The organism is Bacillus sp. FSL R5-0397 (genome assembly GCF_038593395.1).
Lineage (GTDB): Bacteria > Bacillota > Bacilli > Bacillales > Bacillaceae > Bacillus > Bacillus altitudinis.
Genome location: NZ_CP151992.1, coordinates 412,087 through 434,565, shown reverse-complemented (window position 1 = coordinate 434,565; position 22,479 = coordinate 412,087). Strand labels below are relative to the sequence as shown.

Genomic DNA, 22,479 nt, shown 5'->3' with positions numbered 1-22,479 from the left:
TAACTCTTATTGTACACTTTACTTGATCCGTTTACGATAAAAAGACAGAACCGGTCAATTCAACTGAAGCATGCATGCTCGTGTAAGGAGAATTCTGATGGATATGTCAAAACAAAAAGCGTATGCTGCTTCGATCGCATACGCCTGTATTATTGGTTTTTCATTCTTGTTTGTCAAAGTGGCCTTAGCATCAGCGAATCCAATTGATGTATTAGCACACCGATTTACTGTTTCTTTCGCAGCCGCTCTTTTGTTATTTCCATTTTTACGAAAAAAGTACCGTTTTTCCATTCAATGGCGTGATCTCATTTACATTGTGCCATTTTCCTTGCTTTATCCTGTGTTGTTTTTTGCATTTCAAGTGTGGGGGCTGATGTTTACCTCTTCATCAGAGGCCGGCATTATTCAGGCGACCATCCCTATTTTGACAATGGTGCTTGCAGCATGGTGTTTAAAGGAACGCCCTACCTCGATTCAGGTGCTGTTTACCATTCTTTCTGTGTCCGGGGTGATGCTCCTCTTTGTGGTGAAGGGAATTGATGTGAAACATTCTCATCTCATTGGTTATGTGCTGATCTTACTTTCAGCCTTATCATCCAGTGCCTATAGCGTATTTGCCAGGGTGATGACACGGCGATTCCATGTCATTGAACTGACTTTCGTGATGACATTCTTTGGATTTGTCTTCTTTAATGCTGCTGCTCTCATTCGGCACTCGGTAAATGCTACACTACCGCAGTTTTTCAGTCCGTTTACGCAGCCATCCTTTGTATGGTCTATGCTCTTTTTAGGCATTCTCTCTTCACTGCTCACAGCGTATTTATCAAACTATGCTCTTTCCCACCTTGAAGCAGCAAAGGTGAGTATCTTTAACAATCTTTCTGCTTTCATTACCATTGCCGCTGGCGTGCTTATTTTACATGAAACGATTGATATGGTTCACCTCATCGGGGCTGTGCTCGTCATTGGCGGAGTGATTGGCGGGAATGTGGTGAGGAAGGGGAATTCAACACAGAAGAACTAGACAAAACTAACAACAAAACCATTTATTGTCTTGTATTTTTTTGTATAATAAGGAGGGAGAACCTTTCCTTATTATACAAACTAAAATGGACGTGTTATGAGTGCATATATTTATAGTATATACAAAGATATTGATCCTCAACGAGTTAAGAGGCTATCAACGTAACAGACCTTATTTATATGTGTTATTTGTGATGAACTACATACTAGCACCACTCTTCCTAGGTGGACTGCTTGCGTTTTTTATCAAAAACGTATCAATCATCTACATCTCATTTTTCATTTTTTTAACAACGATTCACCTTGATAAAAGTCTTATGCGAATCTTATTTTCTTCAGATAAAAAACAAATGGCCATCCTGAAATTGAATATGGATCAATATATTTTTGGGAAAGATATGAGTAAATTTTTCGGTGTCATGATTGGTTTTATATGCTTTTTTTTAGGTTCTTTCTGCATGATTTTAAACACACATGCTTTGTATCATTCTTTTATTCTTGGAGCCTTAGGCATTAGCTCGTTATTATTCGGATATTTACTTAGATTGAACTTATTATTACTTCTTACTAGACCTAGATTCTTTTCAATCACACCCATGATTCAATACATCACCACTGGGATCATTGCTTCTTGGATGTTTTTTGTTTTTAAATTCGAATTATTTTCTATTCCTTTTTCTAACCAATTGGTGCTTACGCTTGCTGCTTTGATCTTTCTTACTTGTCTTATTTTGTTAATCAATTGGAAAAAGAACCTTAGATATACGCCTATCTTCCATTCAGATGAGAAGGATAGAAATCATCAAAACACAACATCAAGATCTTTCGATCATATTTTATTTTTTGAAATCACCCTTCTTTTGAGAAACCCTCCAATACAATGGTCGGTTTTACTATTTATATTAACAATATCTGGTGGTCTATTTACTCTCATTCTGTATGGTGTTCATACAAACCAAATCGAAACACTGAATATAGAAAATGATTTTTTGTTTATCTTTAGTGTGATATTCCCTATGATTTTTATTTCTAACGCCCTTCAATCTTATGTCTCTTTTGATGTTGATGGTCCCATTATTCCTTTAAAACATAGGTTACCTCACTTTATAAAGAACAAAATAAACTCTAAGTTGATATTATCCGTTTTATTACATATGTTTTTTTGTATTGTATATGCTATCTTTTCTACTTTTACAATAAATGTAGATCACCCCTTTTATGTGATATTTACTTTGTTAGTTAGTAGCGTTTTAATAGGCGTATGCACAGTTGGTTCTACTGTTCTATTTCCTTATTTTAAATGGGAGTATGTGTATCAAGTTCCTAGCACACTGAGCAAATTAACATTAAACCTTTGCTTCAGTTTCATTTTAGGCTTATCCGTTATGTCCTCATATAACCTAGCCTCTTTTATTGCGGCAAATACGATCATGATTGCTTGTACAGTGATCATCATCGTCATCATGTTTTTATTTTGGGATAAAACGATTAACAAAAACTGTCAATCAATTAAAACATTATTCGAGTGAGGGATTGTATGCTTTCAATTCATGATCTAACCAAGGAATATACAGAGTCCAACTTCAAAATATCAATTCATGAATTACATTTTCATAAAGGCTCAATTGTTGGATTATTAGGCAAAAATGGTGCTGGAAAAACAACCATTCTTGAAATAATCGCGGGGTTGATCACACCAGATAAAGGTGAATTGATCATACAAAAGGATATAGCAAATGGTTTTTCAACTGTCGGTTACATGGAAGATGATCCAACACTTTTTGAAAACTTAACATGCTTCGAATTGATTAAATATCAATCCATGCTAGTTGAACAACCGTTAAATAAAAAACAGATTCAACATTTATTAGAAAAATATGGGCTTGAAAAACAAGCCCATATTCGCTCTTCTTTTCTATCCCGAGGGATGAGGCAGAGAATTTCTTTTATATTAACCACCTTACACAATCCATCTATTATCTTATTAGATGAACCATTTACCGGTCTAGACCCAGCAAATATGACACTTATGAAAAGACATCTAAGAGAATTTAAGGCTCAAAATAAAACGATCATTCTTTCTACACACATCCTGCAATTTGCCGCTAACTTATGTGACGAGATCCTTTTTATAAATGAAGGACAAATCGTTCATTCAGAAAAAAAACCTTCCGAAGAAATATTTGATGAAGGTCAGCTTGAAAAAAGATTCTTTGAAACGTTATCCTAAATAGCAGTTTCTCTGCGTTTAAAATGATATTCAGCTATAGAAAACAACGGCCCTCGTTTGACGGGGCCGTTGTTTTCTTTTATTGGCTGATGAATTGCCTTTTTGTTGTCTGCTCAATGACATGCCTCATATGTTCTGCGAACTGCTCGAGGTGTGTGTTGATATACATGTGGCCTCCTTCGAAATCAGTGCGTTCGATGGCGTTTGCCCATGTTAGCCAGCCGTCTGCGTCTTCAATACATTTCTTATCTTGCTTTCCGTTCAATAAATAAACGGGTGATTCAATGATTGTTTTGTCTGTGTGCTGGAAGGATTCTAATGCTTGATAGTCGGCACGTAAGGATGGTGTAAAGTAATCCATCATTGGCTTGTTCTCTAACAATTCTTTTGGAATCCCGCCCATTTCAGCAATATGCTGAACAAATGCTTCATTCGATAAATGGGTCAATATTTGTCTTTTGGTTTGCGGCGGCTGAATGGCAGAAATGACAACTGCTGCCGGATCGATGCCTTCCCTTTCTAGCAACTGAGTCAGCCTGTACACCACAAGTCCGCCCATGGAATGTCCGAACAAAATAAATGGACGGTTTAATTTGCCTGTCAGTCCTTCTTTATACAATTCAGCCAGCCGGTCAATGCTTGTTTCAAGCGGCATGAGGTTCGTTCCATGACCCGGAGGTTCTGCTGCTGTCACTTCGGCCGTGTCCTTCAGCTGTTCAAAGAGCGGACGGTAAGAGGCGGAATATCCGCCTGCAAAAGGAAAACAAATAAGCTGAATGAGATCTGATTTTTTTTCAAAGGTTTTAAATAATTGGTTCATACGTCCTTACCCCTTTACGATCGTTTCAAGAATCTGCGCAAGTTGATCTGCCTGCGGTCTTTTCATCATGGTCACATGGTCGCCTTTTATTTGATAATACGAGCACGTTTCTCTCGTGTAAGCTTCCCAATCGGCAAATTTCTTCTGGAAATCTGTGGCGTGATCGCTGCTTTGTATAATATAAAACGGCACAGAGAATGGGTCTTTTTCTAATTCAATGGCTTGTGACATGATGGTATTATGAGTCTGCATTTGCAAGTATTTATCTAAATAGTGATCATTCATAAATTGATGAACGACTTCATCCTTTTCTGCTTCTTTAAGGATTTTCTGCTTCACTTCTTGGAAGCTGAGCCCTTGTAATGCTTCTGGTTTGATGCCGACGAGGTTCCCCATACCTAGGACGAGGGCCAGCATTTTCACTTCTTCTTCGTTCATATCGGCATGAAGCGCTTGATCTGCCTCATCTCTTAATACCGGAACCGTATCTAAAATGATCAATCCTTTTGGCGCTTTTCCTGCATGACAGAGTCTCTGATTCATTCCGTAAGCAAGATGTCCGCCCATGGAATGCCCTGCCAAATAATCAATGCCTGGTCGATAGAATGTCTCAATGGCTTCAATAAAAATGGTGACAAGCTCTGTATAATGAAGGAATTGTGGTTCTTCATCCTCATACAAGCCTGGAGACTGCAAGGCGTAAACAGCTCCTTCATGTGTCATGAGCTTGGCCACATCGATATAACCCATCACCGTTCCACCAGCAGGCGGTGCAAAGAAAATTCTCGGTTCAGCCGGATCCCCTTTTTTCAACTCGATCACATAGTCTTTCGGCGCTCTTTCGACAGACTCGCCTGTTTCTGGCACTGTGTCCAAATATGCCGCTAACTGCGCTGGCGCTGGGTGCATGAAAATCCATTTCGGATCAACACGGACACCTTTTTCTTTTAATTTGGCAACGGCTTGAATACTCATAATCGAATCTCCGCCTAAATCAAAGAATGAATCATGAATTCCTACTCGTTTGACACCAAGCACTTCACTGAAAGCTGTCACAATCAGCTGCTGTGTTTCTGTTGCCGGTTGATCGTCTTCATGTGAGGAAGAGACTGCGTCTGTCGGCTCCGGCAATGCTTTTTGATCGACCTTCCCATTCGTTGTGACGGGAATTGCGTCAAGTACGATAAAGTAACTTGGAATCATATAGCCTGGCAGGCTTTCCTGTAAAAATGCTTTCCATCCGGGAACAGGCTCTCCCCCATCTGTGACAAGGTAGGCTGCCAGCCGTTTTGAGCTGCCATACGTTTTAGCAATGACGGTACATTCTTTTACTTGTGGGTGTTTGAGCAGAGCTGTCTCAATTTCTCCACATTCAATTCGGTAGCCTCTAATTTTGACCAAGTTGTCTTTTCGGCCAAGGTATTCAATACTGCCATCAGACCGCCATTTCCCTAGGTCACCGGAACGATACAGTTTGTCCCCTTTTAATGCCGGGAATGGATTGTCAATAAACCGCTCCTGCGTGCGCTCTGGGTCATGCAAATATCCTTTTGCCAGCCCTGTTCCGCCGATATAGATTTCTCCTTTGACGCCTGTTGGTACTGGATTGAGATGATCATCTAGTATGACAACCGTTGAGTTGGCGACTGGCACACCGATTGGTACTGATCTTGCATCCTCCGGTACGTGTGTGACTTGATAAGTGGTCGCTAATGTTGTGTTTTCTGTTGGACCGTAAGCATTGATCAGCACACCCTTCATATGTGGCAATGCCTTTCGTGCATGCTCACTAGACATGGCTTCTCCGCCAACAAGTAATGTACGGTATCCAGCTACACTTTTTGGATCATGCTCAATCAGCCGGTTGAATAATGCAGTTGGCAAACAGTTGGCTGTGACTTGATGCGTTTTGATTAAACGAGTTAATTCGTCCATATTCAGAGCAGCATATTTCGGGATCAGAACCAGCTGACCGCCATTGAGCAGCATTCCCCATAATTCAAAGGTAAAGGCATCAAATGCATAGTTAGACAGCTGAAGCATTTTATCTTCTGAACCAAGCTCAATATAGTTTGTTTCTTTCACTAAGCGGACCACTCCTGCATGAGGAAGCATCACGCCTTTTGGTGTGCCTGTTGAGCCTGAAGTGTAGTTAACATAGGCAAGCTGGTCTTCTCCTACAATCGATTTTTCCCTTTGATACACTGCGCCTGTTTCTGGTAACGGCTTGTCCATTTCAATCTTTGTGCCGCTCAGATCGTCTAAACGATTAATCAGATGCGACTGGGTTAAGATGATATCGCTTTGTGTATCGCGAACGATCAGACCGATGCGGGCATCTGGATACTCAGGTGACATCGGTACATAAGCAGCACCCGACTTGACGATCCCTAGAACTGAGACCATCATGTCAAACGAACGATCAAACAGCATCGGGACAAGTGAACCTGGTCCAACGCCCTTTGACTGTAAATAGGCAGCCAGTTTTGTCGCCTTCTCGTCTAAATCTTGATACGTCATATGCTCTTCCATATAAGATACAGCAATCCGGTGCGGGTCACGCTGCACTTGTTCTTCAAATAATTCTTGCAGCGTACGCTTTGGATAAGGCGTGTCAGTTTGATTTTTCCCTATGATCATGGCATCCTGTTCTGTTTTGTCCATGACGCAAAAGTCAGCAAATGTCCGTTCAGGCTGAGCCGTCATGCCATCTAACAGATTGAGATAATAATTCATCATACGGTGGATCGTTTCTTGCTCAAATAAATCCGTATTATATTCCACATGGATAGACAGCTTGTCCTCCTGCTCAAATACATGCAAGGTGAGATCAAATTTAGAGACGGTATGATGGACCATCACTTGTTCCGATGTCAGTCCTTTTAGGTTGATATCCAGCGAATCAGTGACATACCCCATGGCGACTTGGAAAATTGGTGAACGACTTAGGTCTCTATCCATTGAAAGGTCATCCACAAGCTTGTCGAATGGATAATGCTGATGCTCAAAGGCTTTTAACGTCATTTCTTTCACCTTTGCCAGTAAATCGGCAAAGGTATCGGCTTTTGAAACGTCCTGTCTCAGCGCCAATGTATTGACAAACATGCCGACGAGCTTCTCTGATTGTTCGACATCACGGCCAGCGATCGGCGATCCAACAATGACATCTGTTTGTCCAGACAACTTGTGAAGCAGGACATAATAGGCTGACAACATCGTCATAAATAGTGTTGTCCCCTGCTGCCTCGACAAGGCATGTAAACGACGAACAAGCGGTTCATCTATCACGATTTGCTCTGTAGCCCCATTAAATGTTTGAACCGGCGGACGAGGACGGTCAAACGGGAGCTCTAATACCGGCAACTCTCCTTGTAACGTTTCTAGCCAATAGCTCTGAGCCTCCTGGTGGTTCTTTAATTGCTCATTCTCCCAATGAACATAATCGGTCCATTCAATCTCAAGTGCAGGTAACTCAGGCGTTTTCTCTGATAATAGCGCACCATACACGACTTCTAATTCTTGAATAAGCAGGCTGAGCGACCATGCATCGGAAATGATATGATGCTGCGCACAAAGCAAGTAATATTCCTCTTTCCCCATATCAACAATTGTCCATTGTGCAAGTGGTCCCCGTTCTAAGTCATAGATGCGGTTCGCCTCTTGCTGAATCAGCTGTTCCAATCTTCTCGCTCTTGTTTTTTCATTAAATAATGAGAAGTTCGCAACGGTTACTGATGGCGGAAGATCTTCACGGATGACTTGAACCGGCTTGCCGCCAATGGTTTGAAATGTTGCGCGCAGTGCTTCATGACGTTTTGTTAAGAGACCGATCGCCTTTGTTAACGTTTGGATGTGTAATTGGCCCATCAGCTTCCAAGCACCTAATATATTGTAATGATGGCTCTTTTCTAATGTAGATAAGAACCAAATTCGCTTTTGAGCGTGTGACAGCTCATAGCTTGTTCGTTTTTCCAACTTTGGAATGCTGGCTTCCTGAATGGCAGGTGCTCCATTGATGTCATCGACCATTTGTGCCAAGTGTGCCAGATTCTTGCTTTCAAATAATATTTTTAGCGGTGCCTTTATTGAAAACTCATGATTAATACGAGAAATCGTTTGAGTCGCCTTTAATGAATGTCCACCAAGATCAAAGAATTGATCCTCTTTGTACACACGATCGACTTCTAAAATATCCTCCCAGATGGCCGCAAGCACCTGCTCTGTCTTCGTTTCTGGCAATTGCTTTTCAAACGGCTGTGCGTGTTTGTGATGGAACTGTTTGAGGGCTTCGTGATCAATAGAGCCATCTTGTTTTTTCGGTATATCTTCCACTTGCCTGATGTCCCATTTCCCCTCTATGATTCCTGTGATCTTGTCAACATCCACTTCTTTGCCTGATTGCACCGTATAGTACAGTTTCTTTTCAAAATGTGGTATTGGTGCTGGTTGAAGATGTTCAGCGATTTCTTGATTCGCCCCATCTAGGCCAATAAATAGATGCGCTTCATTCAGCCGAACACCTAGACATAATGAATGGAGTCCTTGTTTTTTTCCAATCAATTGAAAGCCCTTGCGAACGGTTAGCGCAGCCCCAGTATGTCCCTTAGACAAACCAAGATTATCCCACATGCTGAAATTCAACGAAATCGCTCTTCTTCCCTCATGATAGGTAAGGGCATGTGCGAGTCCATCTAAAAAGCTGTTCGCCGCAGAATATGCGCCAAATGTGGTGCCGCCAAAAAAGCCATTTACTGATCCAAAAAAGACGAGTGGAACTGACGGATCATGCTTGAAGGCTTCTTGCAGCACCCAAGCACCATCTGCCTTCCCTGAAAGTTCTTTGACGAAATCTTCTTCTGTTGTATGAGCCAGTGTGTACGTATCCACATGCTGAAAATGCTCAGATACATTGCCAGCACCGGCTAAATGAAGCGCTCCTCGGATCGACTGTCCGAAATGCTTTTCTGCTTCATATATCGCCCGCTCGACGTCACATAAATTCGTCACATCGGCTCGTACATAAAGGACGTCTCCCAGATCTTTAAGTTGTGAGAATGACGCCTCTTTTTCTCTGTCTTCTTCAAGGGATGTCCGTCCAATTAACACGAGCTTCAAGCCAAATTGGAGCATTTGCTTAGACAGTTCAAATCCAATACCGCCAAGCCCGCCAGTCAGCAAGTACAAGCCTTCATATTCTAAAAACCCTTCTGTCTGAGGTGCCGTCATCATATTCACTTTTTCCAGCTTTGGTACGAGGCGCTGGCCATGCCGGTAAGACACTTCTGCTTTCAAATGAATCGCACCTAGTTCATCCGTAATATGCTTGGCATCCTGTTCCACATTCTCCGCTTCAATATCAAGGTGAGACACTTCTGCCCCTTCCCATTCTTGCGGGATGGTTTTTAATAATCCGGCAAGAGACGTTTTCTCCACATGAAGCTCATCTTGCGGTTTTACAAATTGACCACCTTTTGTGACAACAACGAGACGCATCGGCTCTTTATTTGCTTGTCTCAATGCTTGATACAAATACAAAATGGATTGGCTAGTGCTTGCATTCAGTTCTTTGAACTGCGCAGGGCTCGCAATCATCTCCTTGTCTGATACATTCCACAAGTGGAGCATACGGTCAATTTTTAATTCATCGGCTTCAAGCGCCGCCACAAGCCTGACGTAATCCCCCTTGATTCGAGGGTTCATCTGATACATCCCTTTTGACAGGCGTAAAAATTCATAACCCTTTTTCACAGAAACATAAGGCAGGTTCATTTGTTCAAATTGTGTATAAAGCGATTGATAAAGCCCTTTTTCATCCTCAAATACGAGTACATGATCAGTGGAGACTGGCTGAGATGGACCGATATTCTCTTTTACCCAAATACGTTTAAAGAACCAATCTGGAAGGGTTTGTTCATTTTCCGAAGCAAGATCAAGTGCACGTTCAATGTCATGAAATACCCCATCTTTCAGTGCCGCACCTAGTTGGGCACGTTGGATTTTTCCGCTTTCTGTTTTCGGAAATTGGTCTTTTTTCACCGGAATGATATGGTCAGGTTCGATTCCCATTTTGCGAATGATGCTCTCTCTAATCTGCTGAATCATTGTGATTTGATCCTCTATCGAATCCTTCTGCGTGACAAAAAAGATGGCGAGTGTGTCATTACTTGATTCGGGATTGTAAATGCCGTAAGCAGCGGCAAAGGTGACTTCAACCCCCTCAACTTCTTCCACAACGGCTTCAATTTCGTAATTCAAATAGTTCGCTCCGTTGATGACGATGATATCCTTTTCCCGTCCTGTGAGGACAAGGCGCCCTTCATGAATAAATCCTAAATCTCCTGTATGAAACCAGCCGTTTTCCGCAAATACTTCTTCATTGGCTTCCTCATTTTGAAAGTAGCCCATCATAATCGTTGGACTCTTCACCTGCAAGCGGCCGACTTGATCTTCTGGCAGCACTTGGTGATGCTCGTCTACAATCCGAATCCATACAGAAGGGATTGGTGCACCGACTTCTGTAAAAGTTATCTTGTGCGGATGATCGTGCGTCACATATTGAATCTCACTTGTTAATGAGGTCTGATCAATGGTCAGTTGTCCACCCTGATCATCATGACGCATGAATTCTTTTGACTGGACAATGGCTGATGATGTTTCTGACATGCCATAAGCCGGCACCATCGCATGGCGGCTTAATCCGTGCTCACCCATGATGTGCATGAAACGCTGCGTCACTTTAGGAACAACTGCTTCGGCGGCGTTCATGATATAGGTCAAGGTGGAGAGATCCCAGCTCCCTTTGCGAATGTCGTCTTCATATTCATTCATCATCGCAAAGGCAAAGTTTGGCGCCCACGTCCTTGTGACACCGTATCTTTCTACCCAATCCAGCCACACCATCGGCCGTTCGATAAATTGATCAATGGATGGACTAATTTGCTGGCAGCCGAGGTAGACATCATGGACATGAAACATGACAATGCCCCCTACATGATCAAGCGGCATCCAGTTCATTGATACATCCTCATGCGTGAAACCATTTGCCTGCTCAAAGGAAATGATTCTAGATAAAATGCTTTGATGGTTGTGCCGGATACACTTTGGCACACCCGTACTTCCTGAGGACAGCAGCTGAAGCACAGGCTCATCCGGCTCTGGCTCATAATGCTGTTCATCTGGGTCACAGGCAAGTAATGTTTCGATTGTTAAAATCGGAATCGCTTTTGATTCAAACGTTTTACGTAGCCCTGCAATGTCCTCAGCACTCGCTTCGTTTGTAATAATGAATGGTTCATTTTGAAGCTGAAACACGCCCTTGAGCTTGTTCACACCTTGATTCATTTCATCATACACAGGCGGTACAGAGACTGGGGTTGGAATGATTCCACCGAGAATACAGCCCCAGAATACCGTGATAAAATCTTGATGGTCCTTCAATTGAAGCAGCACTTGATCGCCGTTTGAAAGTCCGGCTGCCCTTAATCCAGATAGGACACGTTCCGCTCCTGTGAGTAATTCCGGGTAAGTCTGGATCACCTCATGACCGCCTTCTTTGAGATACGTGACTCCGCGATTTGGTGACATAAAGGCGGCTCGGATCAGTACCTCTGTCAATGTGACTGGTGTACCTGGTTTTCTGATCACATCACCTCCATAAACAAGAGCTGGTGGTTTTTCTTGTACGGAGGATTGTATGGTTTGGCTGACTTCATCTTTTGAAAACGATTCGTTTCCATTTGTACGCTGTCTATCTGGGAAGAGGTCATCTAAATGATAGGGTGTTTGTTTTTCTGTCTGACTCTCTATCAAAACGGCTGCTTCCTCTACTCCATCTATGGCTTTCGTGCGCTCTTCTATCTTTCTCCGTTCCTCTTCATCTAGTACATCAATGGCAAGCAGCGCCTCGGTATCGACCGCTCCATTTTCTTTTCGCGGCAAGGAAGGGACGAGGACGAGTGCGGCTGGCACTTCATCAGGATGAAGCGGGCCTCTCATCAAATCCTCTCTTGTCAACGAAGGGTCCTTCGCCTGTGCAAACAGCACAAGCGATAGGCCTCCTTCTTGATTTTTCTTCGGGATGAGCGCACATTCCTTTAGTGGAAAGTGAAGCATGAAGACTTTCTCTAATGCTTTGAGATCGATTCGTTTTCCATTGATCCTGACAATATGATTTGCTGCATTTCCTTTTCGTCTACTAACTAGCATTCTTCTTCTCCTCCTACATCCAATCCAAAATCTGAATCTTGCTTTCTTCCGTCCAAACGCCGACATCCCCTGTCGGATAAAGATATTCGCCTGTTTGATGTTTGAATGGATGCGGAATTTTATGCGCCTCCATCCAATCGGCTAGCTCTCCAAAAAGTGCTTTGATCTCTTTTGCGCCGATAAAAATATCTCCAGGAAATCCAATCGGCATGAGCTGATGTTCTTCATTCAGGACATATATTTCCGTTTCATAGGCAGGATCATGTACGCCTGCATAAACTTCTTCTTGGTCTGGGTATAACACGCTGACATGTGCGTTTTTCGCCCAATCACTGATCATCCGTTCTTTTTCCTCACTTGTCACAAGTGTGAAGGAAGATAGCGGCGTATCCACTTGTTCTGTCATGGCTTCAAGTGTGTGAATCAGCTGCTGCATCAGCGTTTGTATTTGCTTTTCTGTATATTGATTTAAGTTGTATGTGATCCGAAGCTCCAGCGTATCTCCCGGCACTGCGACAAGGGTTAAGTCATAATTTGTTTCTTCATGACTGGCGATGTCTAAAATGCGTACGCCATACGGCTCAATGGACTCAATCGGATAGTTTTCAAACACGACAATGCTGTGAAACAATGCCTCTCCATTTGGAATTTCCGTCATCTGCTGAATATCTGGCAATACGGTATACTCGTATTCTCTCATCTGAAAAACGGTTTCCTGTGTATAGGCGAGCAATCGCGCAATCGTCCAGTCCGAATGGATCGGTAGACGAAGCGGCAATGTGTTAATAAAGAGCCCTGTCATGCTTTCCACTTCTGGTAAGTCGGCTGGCCGGCCAGATACGGTCACCCCAAATATGACATCCTCTGCGCCCGAATGAAGGTGCAAGAGCAGTCCCCACGCTGATTGAATCAGTGTGCTCATCGTGACCTTCTGCTTGCCAGTCATCTTCTCCAGCTTCTGCTGCATCTCTGGCGTCAGTTTGACGCTGGACTGCATCATGCTTGCTTCTTGGTCTGAAGCATGTTCTTCGCCGTCTCCTGGAAGCGGTGTCGCTTCCTCTACACCTGACATATAACGCTGCCAGAATTCTTGCGCCTTCTCTTGATCCTGCTTTTGCAGCCATTCGATAAAATCTTTATATGGACGGACTGTAGAAAGACTGATCTCTCGTTCATCCACAAGAGAGCGATACAGCGCAAAAGATTCCTGAATAAAACTGAACAAACTCCAGCCATCGATTAAAATGTGATGAAAACTAAAGACAAACGTGCATCTTTCCTCATCACAACGGAATAAAGCAATCCGAATCAGCGGTTCATCTATATGGTCTAAATTGAAATCCTTTGAACGATCAGATACTAAAAAGTGTTCGATTGTCTCTTCTTGCTCCGCATCACTCAGGTGGCGCACATCGTGCTGAGTGAGGTGGATGCTTCCTTCTGATTGAATGAACTGAACAGGCTCTTTCAGCCCTTCCCAAGCGAATTTTGTTCTCAAAATCGAATGACGTTCTACAAGAAGGTTCCAAGCTTGTTCATAGGCATCACCGTTTGTTAAGCCTTGGAGCGTCATATGCACCTGACCAAAATAAGCTTGTGAGGCTTGATCTAGCAGTGCATGAAACAGCATTCCTTGCTGCATTGGAGACAGCGGATACACATCGACTACATTGTCTGGAAGTTCATCTATTTGCTTTTGCGTAAGCTGAACCATCGGAAAATCAGATGGTGTAAAGCCGCCGCTCGCTTCAACACAATGCGTCAAGATGATCTCCATTTTTTCTTTAAAACGTTCAGGTAACAACCGCACCTCTTGATCTTGCAGCAGTTCCCGATTGATCATAAAGTTCATTTGCAACTGCCCATCTGTAACATATCCATACACATCGATCAAATGCTGTCTTTCTGCTTTCGGATCGTGAACATGTCCATTTCGTTCGTCTGCTATATAAAGCTTGGCTTCGCCATCTGCCTGATCTAACTGACCGAGGTAATTGAAACTCATCTGCGGCGTTACCGTTTTGAGTAAACGAGATTCTGTCATGTATTGAAGCAAACCATAGCCGATTCCCTTTTGCGGCACAGCTCGTAAGGTTTCTTTGACGTCTTTGATTTGTCTTGCAACATCGGTTTGTATAAAAGGAATAAAAATAGGATAAGAGCTTGTAAACCAGCCGACTGTCCGTGACAAATCCATCTGTTCAAATAAATCCTCGCGTCCATGCCCTTCTAACGTGATGAGCATTGGCTTTCCAATGGCTTGCGTGAGTCCTGATAACAGTAAATCGTTAATCTCTGTTCGGTATGCTTGTGAGGCCTGTCTAAGTAACATATCTGTTTGTTCCTTTGTGAGCTGAACCGACAGGATCTCTGCATGTTCTTCTATATTAGAAAGCGCAGGCAGTTGGAAAGGAGAACCTTCTTCCTCTTGATCCTTGATTTTTTGCCAAAAAGAGGCCTGCGCTTGTAATTGATCTGTTTGTGCATATTCATATAAGGCATCTGCCCACTGCTTATAGGAGGCGGTTTTTTTCGCAAATATGATGTCCTGCCCCGTAGCAAGCTGTTTCAATCCATTTAGTACATCTTCTTGTATTATGCGCCATGATATGCCATCCATGACGAGATGGTGTGCAGCAATAAAGAGCTCAGACGTGTCTTCACCTGTATGAAAAAGAATCGCTTTGATCACTTCTCCGCGCTCTAATGACAATGTTCCTTGACAGGCACTTGTCTCCAAGCGGATTTGTTCCCGTGCTTCCTCCTGAGATACATCCGTCACATCAAAGAATGTGACACATGGTGTGACACCAGGCTCACGAATGGTTTGAATCCATGTGCCATCTGCCTCTTTTGTATAGATAGCTCTCAGCATATCGTGATGATCGACCAGTTTTGAAAGAACCTGTGTTAACTGTTCATGTGGAACAGATCGCTTCATTTCAATATGCGCCGATAGATTCCAATAATCTTGATTGGTCATCGATTGCTCAAAGAACCAAGATTGAATCGGGAGAAGACGAACCTCTCCTGTCACAGGTGATTGATCATAGACCTTAGAGACCTCTGACTTTCTCATCGTTTGTGCGAGTTGTGAGATGGTCTGTTTTTCAAATACATCTCTCGGCTGGATGACGTAGCCTTCCTGTGCTAAGCGTGCCACCATTTGTATGACAATAATGGAATCTCCGCCAAGCTCAAAGTAGTTATCATGGACGCCAATAGAAGGAACGCCTAGCAGCTGAGACCACACTTTTTCTAACACACGTTCTTCCTCAGTAGCTGCTTTGTCAATGGCTGTTTCTACTTCTTCTTGTCTCCACTCTGGCGGCGGAAGACGCTTTTGGTCTACCTTGCCATTTGGCGTGAGCGGTAATTCATCCAGCTCTATTAATAGGCTTGGCACCATATAATCTGGCAGAATGTCTTTTAAGTTATGGCGAATGTCTTGCGTGGTCATGCCGCCTTTTTGGACAACATAACCGATCAATCGCTTATGACCACTCTCATGCTGATACGGGATAACGGCACATTCTGTGATGTCATCAAATGTCAGCATAGCGGCTTCAATTTCTCCGCATTCCACGCGGTGTCCACGAATTTTCACTTGATGATCGATTCTTCCAAGACAGTCAATGATGCCATTTGACAGCCAGCGGCCCATATCGCCTGTTTTATATAAACGCGCTCCTTCTTGGAAAGGATGCGGGATAAATGATGATGCTGTTTTTTCTTCATCTCCAAGGTAACCAAGTGCTAGCCCTGTGCCGCCAACATAAATTTCGCCGATGACGCCTTGCGGAACTGGCTGCATTTGGTCATCTAATACATAAGCTTGTGAATAAGCAATAGGCTGTCCAATCGGGACCGTCGCCTGATCTTCTTCCAGTGCCCGAATATGATGCACACAGGAGAATGTTGTATTCTCTGTTGGTCCATAACCATTTAAAAGCCCTTCAGGCAAATACGGCAGTGCTTTTCGGATATGAGCGGCTGATAAGGCATCTCCGCCGACCAATAATGCATGAAGTCCAGATAAAGCTTCTGGATGTTCTTCTGTTAAACGGTTGAACAGCGGCACAGTCAAGAACCCTGTTGTAATCTGATGAGTTTTTAGTGCTTCCGCTAATGTATCCATTGATAAAATGGTATTTCGATCCGTCAGTATGAGCCTTCCCCCGTTTAAAAGGGCTCCCCATATTTCATACGTAAATGCATCAAAAGAGAAGCTGGCGATTTGTAAAATGCGCGTTTGTTCATCAAGGGTGACATAGTCTGTTTCACACACAAGCCGGACGACCGCTTGATGCGGGATCAGTACTCCTTTTGGCTGTCCAGTTGACCCCGATGTGTAATTGATATAAGCAAGTCCATCAGGTCTTAGTGCAGCGGGCATGACCTCTGCTTCTGGTAAAAATTCTTCATACCCTTGATCAAGACAAATGAGTTCCGTTTGATGGATGGATACTTTTTTCAGCCATTCATTTTTTGTCAGTAAAAGCTGAATCCCTGTATCTCTCAGCATATAGTCAATGCGGGCATCTGGATATTCAGGATCAATTGGCACATAAGCCCCGCCTGCTTTCACAATGGCCAGCACCCCAAGAATCATTTCAGGCGATCTGTCGATGAGCAGTCCAACTGGTTCATGCGGCGTCACGCCTCGTTGCTGCAAATAGGCTGCTAGACGATCGACTTTCTCATGTAACTCTTGGTACGTCCACTCATCTCCCTGGAACTCGAGCGCCACTGCATGAGGTGTCTTTTTCACTTGCGCTTCAAATCGTTCTGTCATAAGCAGCGGACCTTTTGGTTGATCAGTCTTTCCGCTCCATTCATAGAGCAATTGATGCTTTTCTTTCTCTGGCAGGAAATTCACTTGTCTGATCGGCTGCACTGGATTTTCACAAATGCTTTCAAGCAGGTGCTCGTAGTATGCGAGGAATCGCTCCATCGTGTCATCAGAAAATAAATCCGCATGATACTCCAGTTTTAACTGAAGGCCTTCAGCTCCTTCAAACACAAACAGGGAGAGATCAAATTTCGCTGTATCATTATCTTCAATGGCTAAAACCGACGTCGCCTCCCCCATTGGAGATGCTTCCAGCGGTAAGTTTTGCAGAACAAACATGACCTGAAACAGCGGCTGCTTACTGGCATCACGCACAATATTCAATTCATCGACCACCATCTCAAACGGCACATCCTGATGTGCATAAGCACCGACAGTTGTCTCCTTCACTCGCTCTAATAATTCCGTAAAGGCTGGATTCCCGCTATGGTCGATCCGAAGCGCCAATGTATTCACGAAAAATCCGATTAAATGCTCCATTTCCGTTCGATTTCTCCCAGCAATGACCGAGCCAATGACAAACTCATCCTGTGAAGACAATCGATGTAAAAGCGTAGAGAAAGCCGACAGCAAGGTCATATACAGTGTGCTGTCTGTTTTCTTGGATAGCGCCTCAATCTTTTTAGACAGCGACTTCGACAGCTGATATGTTTTCGTCTTCCCTTTGTAGGATTGAACGGCCGGCCGCGGATGATCATACGGCAATACCAAATCTTCAACAGGTGCCGCAAATTGCTCCTTCCAATAGGCAAGCTGCTTATGCAATGGCTCTCCTGTCAAATACTCCTTCTGCCACAGTGCGTAATCCGCATATTGAATAGGCAGTGCCGGCAAGTGAGGCTCCCGCCCTTCGATCGCCGCTGTATACCACTCAGATAATTCTCTTGCAACAATGCCAATCGACCAGCCATCTGACACGATGTGGTGAATGGACATAAGCAAGATATGCTCTGCGGATGAAAGTCGAATCAGCTTCACTCGAAAGAGCGCTTCGTGTTCTAATTGAAAAGGTGTGGATGCCTCTTCTTTCGCCCATTCAGTCGCTTTTTGTTCTTTCTCTTCCTGTGACGCTATGCCTGAAAGGTCCATCACCTCAAGCTCTGGCAGGGCCATCTGTTCATGAATGACCTGTACCGGTTCATCCCCGCTCATCGTAAAGGACGTTCTGAGCGATTCATGCCTTTCCACCATATGATGCAGACTTTCCTGAAGCACCTTGATATCTAAAGGCCCATTCATCCGAAACGAAATCGTATTATTGTAAAATGGCAGATCCGGCTCTAATTGATAGAGGAACCACTGTCTTTGCTGGGCATAAGACATCGGAATTTCCTGACCCTTCTCCATTTTTCTCATCGGAATCACTTCATCTGCTTTGGCATTTGAATCGATCCAATCTGCTAATTCTCCGAGTCTCGTATGTTCAAACAACACAGCAAGCGGCACGTCAAACCCTGTTTTTTGCCTAACCGCAGACAGCATTTGCGTCGCCTTCAGCGAATGACCTCCTAGTAAAAAGAAATGATCGCCGCAGTTGACATCTGAGACACCGAGCAGCTCTGACCAAATGTGTGCGAGCAGTTTCTCCGTTTCTGTGTGAGGTGCTCTGTTGTCTGCATCCATTCCGCTTTCCTCTATTAATTCATGAAAATATGCCTCGTCTGGCGATCCATCTTCTGTTTCTTTCCAATATTCCTCAGGAAACAAATGTACGGCATATTCACCAGATAGACGGGACTGTAAACATGTATGAATCGATTGATATAGCCGCTCTTCCACCGCCTTTGTTTGATCCGTTTTGAAAAAGACGTAAAAGGTCTGCTCTGTTTGCATCTCCGCATCTGCATGGATCATCTCGTGAATCTCTTTCTTCGATCGATCCAATCCCGCATAAATGAGCGGAGCATCTGTCATCAGACATGCGAGCATCGTTTGGAAGCCTGCCTGCTTTGAAATTGGAAGATAACCTCTTTCTTTTAACATGCCTTTTATCATGGAGCCTTCACTCATGCCAATCTCGTCCCACATGCTGAAACTAAAGCAATATGGCTTCACTGTAGATGTCAGCTTCTGATAATGAGCAAATTGTTCCACGAACTCATTGGCAGCGCAATAGGCGCCGACAGTCATACCGCCCTTTAGCGTTCGGGCTGACGAGCTGGAAAGAAATAAAACATTCCTGCGTTTGGAGGCTGCTTCATGGAGCGCAATCGTTCCATATACCTTCGCTTCGTACATGTCATTCAGAGACACAGATGTCATATCAGCAAGCAGTTCTTCTTGAATAATACCTGCGAAATGAATGATGCCATCCAGCCTTTGATTTCCAGCGACCTCATGTCTAGAGATGATCGCTTCCACCTCTTTTTCAGCCGTGATGTCTGCTTTCTCATAAAGAACCTTGCCGCCATGCACTTTTGCCTGCTCTTCTAGCAAAGACAATGTCTCTTGCTGGTCACTAGAAAGTGCCTCTCTCTCTTTCCTTCCAAGCAACACGAGATGTGCTTGATAAGATGTCAGTAGGTGTTCACTGACTAAACGTCCAATTCCGCCTAGCCCGCCTGTTATGACATAAAGCCCAGATGATTCAAATGGCGGCTCTTTCCTTTTCTGTTCCTTTTCCAAATGAAGAGGTGCTAAAAAGGGAATATAACGAACACCTTGACGATAAGCAGCGACATGACGGTCTTGGTCATGCGTGAGTTCTGCCATAATCGCCATTGCATGGGAATGACTAGATACCGATTCTGCTAGTGAAAAATCAAGACATTGCACCTTGATAAACGGCCATTCATGCTGAACTGCTGTCATCAGTCCGGCTGTCGTTGCTTTTTCTACATCGTGGATGTGATCCTCCGGCACATTCATCGCATGGGTTGAGACAAAAGTGATGGCCACCTGCTCCTCATAGACGGAAATGGCTTTTGTTAAAAATAATGCACTCATGCTGCCCGTTTTCTGCGCTTGTTTCGCCTTGGCCACATAAAGCTTGTCTTCTTGGTTTGTATAGTTCCAAAGGTGAATGATGTGTTTCACCGAAACGCCATACGAACGGAGCGTCTCAAAGAGTTGTTCGTAGTCAGACGGCCGATTCGGGTGGATGATGAAGTGAGTGTGTGTGAGTTGTTTGAACGCTTGACCCGGTTCAACCGTAATGTATGTTTGTTCACTGTTTGCAAAAGATTTCAATTGATCTGCCAGTCCTAATGGATCTGCGAAGATCACAACGTCCCCTACGATCTGCTTGTCAGCTGCATCAAGTGGAGCTGGTATCCACTTCTTTTGATAACTCCAATCAGGCAAGGTATGTTCATTTTCAAGTCTCATGTCCATTTCCATGATCATTTCATCAAATTCGCCTTCTTGCCATCTTGTCTTGAGCTGTGCCCTTTCTATTTTTCCAGAGCTTGTTTTGGGAAATGCATGCTTCTGGACAGGAATGATGCGAGATGCAGACAAGCCCATTTTTGTTGCAATATGGGATTTAATGTGCTGACTTGCCCTCATAATATAAGCCGGCTCATACAGCTTCGGTGTAAAAAAGAGAATCAGTTCATCGGATGCAGAAGCCTCCATTCGGACGGAACAAGCAGCCACAAAGCTCGTTTCTACTCCCGGTACTTCCTCTGCTATGGCTTCAATTTCATAGTTGTGATAGTTTTTCCCGTTGATGATAATCATGTCTTTTTCTCTACCGGTTAGTGTCAGCCTTCCTTCGTGCAGGAAACCTAAATCACCCGTGTGAAACCAGCCATCCGCTTGAAATACTTCTTGATTCGCTTCGTCATTCCGGTAATAGCCCTTCATGGTGGTTGGACCTTTTATTTGCACACGGCCAATATGATCTTCTGGAAGAAGCTCATGCTGATGATTGACAATGCGTATCGTGATACCTGGAATCGGTTTGCCCAACTCTGTAAAGCTGACGGTTCCTGTCTCACGTGCTTCTGCTGGTCTTAGCTGCTCTGTCAGCGACGTTTCCTCAAAGGTCAGAACCCCGCTGTTTTCATCTCCACGCTCAATCGCAAAGGAAAACACAACCGCTGATGAGATTTCAGACATGCCGAAAGCCGGTCTAATCACATCTCCCTTTAAGCCGTGCGGAGCAAGCAGGTGTAGAAATCGGTGGATGGTTTTTGGAACGACCGCCTCTGCCCCATTGATCATGCAGGTCATCGCCGACAGATCCCAAGACCCTGATGAAATCTCTTTCTCATAATCGTTGATCATCGCAAATGCAAAGTTAGGTGCCCACGTCTTCGTTGCACGGTAGCGGTCCATCCAGTCAAGCCACCGCAGCGGCTGAGCGATAAAGTCATCTGTTCTTGCCCGAATCTGCTCGCAGCCTGTGTACACATTGACAAGGTGGAACATCACGATGCCACCAATATGATCTAAAGGCATCCAGTCTAACGAGACATCCTCTTGTGTAAATTGATTCGCTGCTACTGTTCCTTTGACGTTCGCCAGCACACTTCTATGGGAATGCTCTACACACTTTGGCATCCCTGTACTTCCAGACGTTAAGATAAAGAAGACGGAATCATCCGGCGCGGCAGGGTGAGCGGCTGTATCTCTTTCTAATGTCAGCATCGGCTCAACTGCTGCGACACGTAATTGGTCTGTATGCCATAGTAAGGCTAACCCTTGCACCTCCTCGATCAGTGAGTCATCTGTTAGGATGAGTGGATGCTCGAGGAGCTTCCAAGCATGATGAAGCTTCTTCACTGCAGCATTCATCTCCCGATAGGTTGGGGCAGCTGACACAAGCGTTGGAACAAATCCGCCTAATACACATGCCCAAAAGGCAGTGACCATGGCATGATTCGATGAGAATTGAAAGAAAACAGGATCGCCTGCCTTAAGCCCCAGTGCCCTTAAACCAGTCAGAACCCTCTCGGCGTCTCCTTGTAACTGTGCATAAGATTGTGTGAGTTCGTTCTTGCTATTCACGATATACGTAAGCCCATTTGTCGTTTTTGCAGCCTCTGTTAAGACTTCCTGTAAAGTCTGTGCGCCTTGTGTGACGTCGAGATCCCCTCCATAGGAAAGTGCGGGCGGCATGTCGGCCAAAGCAGGTACAGCCGTTTGCGTCTGTATCGCTTCCGCTGCGGCCTCCTGCTCAATGTGCTTGTCGAGAAATAAATGAGAGAGGTGATACGGCCGCGGTCGAATGGTTTTTTCACGTGAAAAAACAGCGAAGCGTTCGATTTCGTTGGTTTGTAAAATGGTTGTCTTTACATCTTGTAAAATCGCATCCATTGATTCATGTCTACTCGTTTGGTTAATGGTTGATGGTTTCATATGAGTTCCTTTCCTTTTTTGTTAGGCAGGACTGCAAGGCTGCAT

At 44.0% G+C, this 22,479-nt stretch carries 6 protein-coding genes; 3 read left to right on the top strand and 3 right to left on the bottom strand.

The genetic code is table 11. The features are described from left to right. The first annotated feature begins 97 nt into the window (after positions 1 to 97). The 3 genes from NSQ70_RS02060 (at position 98) to NSQ70_RS02050 (ending at position 3,253) form a co-directional block, all read left to right on the top strand. Complete coding sequence (locus tag NSQ70_RS02060) at positions 98 to 1,024, top strand: DMT family transporter (protein ID WP_060811887.1); 927 nt, start codon at positions 98 to 100, stop codon at positions 1,022 to 1,024. A gap of 193 nt (positions 1,025 to 1,217) precedes the next feature. After that, complete coding sequence (locus NSQ70_RS02055) at positions 1,218 to 2,552, top strand: hypothetical protein (protein ID WP_327862139.1); 1,335 nt, start codon at positions 1,218 to 1,220, stop codon at positions 2,550 to 2,552. 8 nt (positions 2,553 to 2,560) lie between these two features. Beyond that, positions 2,561 to 3,253: an ABC transporter ATP-binding protein gene (locus tag NSQ70_RS02050; protein ID WP_327862138.1), complete on the top strand. Its 693-nt coding sequence runs from the start codon at positions 2,561 to 2,563 to the stop codon at positions 3,251 to 3,253. Between the two features lie 79 nt (positions 3,254 to 3,332). On the opposite strand, the gene NSQ70_RS02045 is transcribed toward NSQ70_RS02050, so the two are convergent. From NSQ70_RS02045 to NSQ70_RS02035, 3 genes are read right to left on the bottom strand one after another with little or no spacing between them, the layout of a single operon-like run. Continuing rightward, complete coding sequence (locus tag NSQ70_RS02045; protein ID WP_160758155.1) at positions 3,333 to 4,073, bottom strand: alpha/beta fold hydrolase; 741 nt, start codon at positions 4,071 to 4,073, stop codon at positions 3,333 to 3,335. A 6-nt stretch (positions 4,074 to 4,079) separates the two neighbouring features. Then, complete coding sequence (locus tag NSQ70_RS02040) at positions 4,080 to 12,278, bottom strand: amino acid adenylation domain-containing protein (protein WP_342502408.1); 8,199 nt, start codon at positions 12,276 to 12,278, stop codon at positions 4,080 to 4,082. A gap of 13 nt (positions 12,279 to 12,291) precedes the next feature. Then, the gene (locus NSQ70_RS02035) at positions 12,292 to 22,434 is read right to left on the bottom strand and encodes an amino acid adenylation domain-containing protein (RefSeq protein ID WP_342502407.1); all 10,143 of its coding nucleotides are present in this window, start codon (positions 22,432 to 22,434) and stop codon (positions 12,292 to 12,294) included. Positions 22,435 to 22,479 lie beyond the last annotated feature (45 nt).

Bases quoted from the DNA above. Each gene is read 5' to 3' on its own strand.
- NSQ70_RS02060 (WP_060811887.1), top strand. From the start codon at position 98: ATGGATATGTCAAAACAAAAAGCGTATGCTGCTTCGATCGCATACGCC.
- NSQ70_RS02055 (WP_327862139.1), top strand. From the start codon at position 1,218: ATGAACTACATACTAGCACCACTCTTCCTAGGTGGACTGCTTGCGTTT.
- NSQ70_RS02050 (WP_327862138.1), top strand. From the start codon at position 2,561: ATGCTTTCAATTCATGATCTAACCAAGGAATATACAGAGTCCAACTTC.
- NSQ70_RS02045 (WP_160758155.1), bottom strand. From the start codon at position 4,073: ATGAACCAATTATTTAAAACCTTTGAAAAAAAATCAGATCTCATTCAG.
- NSQ70_RS02040 (WP_342502408.1), bottom strand. From the start codon at position 12,278: ATGCTAGTTAGTAGACGAAAAGGAAATGCAGCAAATCATATTGTCAGG.
- NSQ70_RS02035 (WP_342502407.1), bottom strand. From the start codon at position 22,434: ATGAAACCATCAACCATTAACCAAACGAGTAGACATGAATCAATGGAT.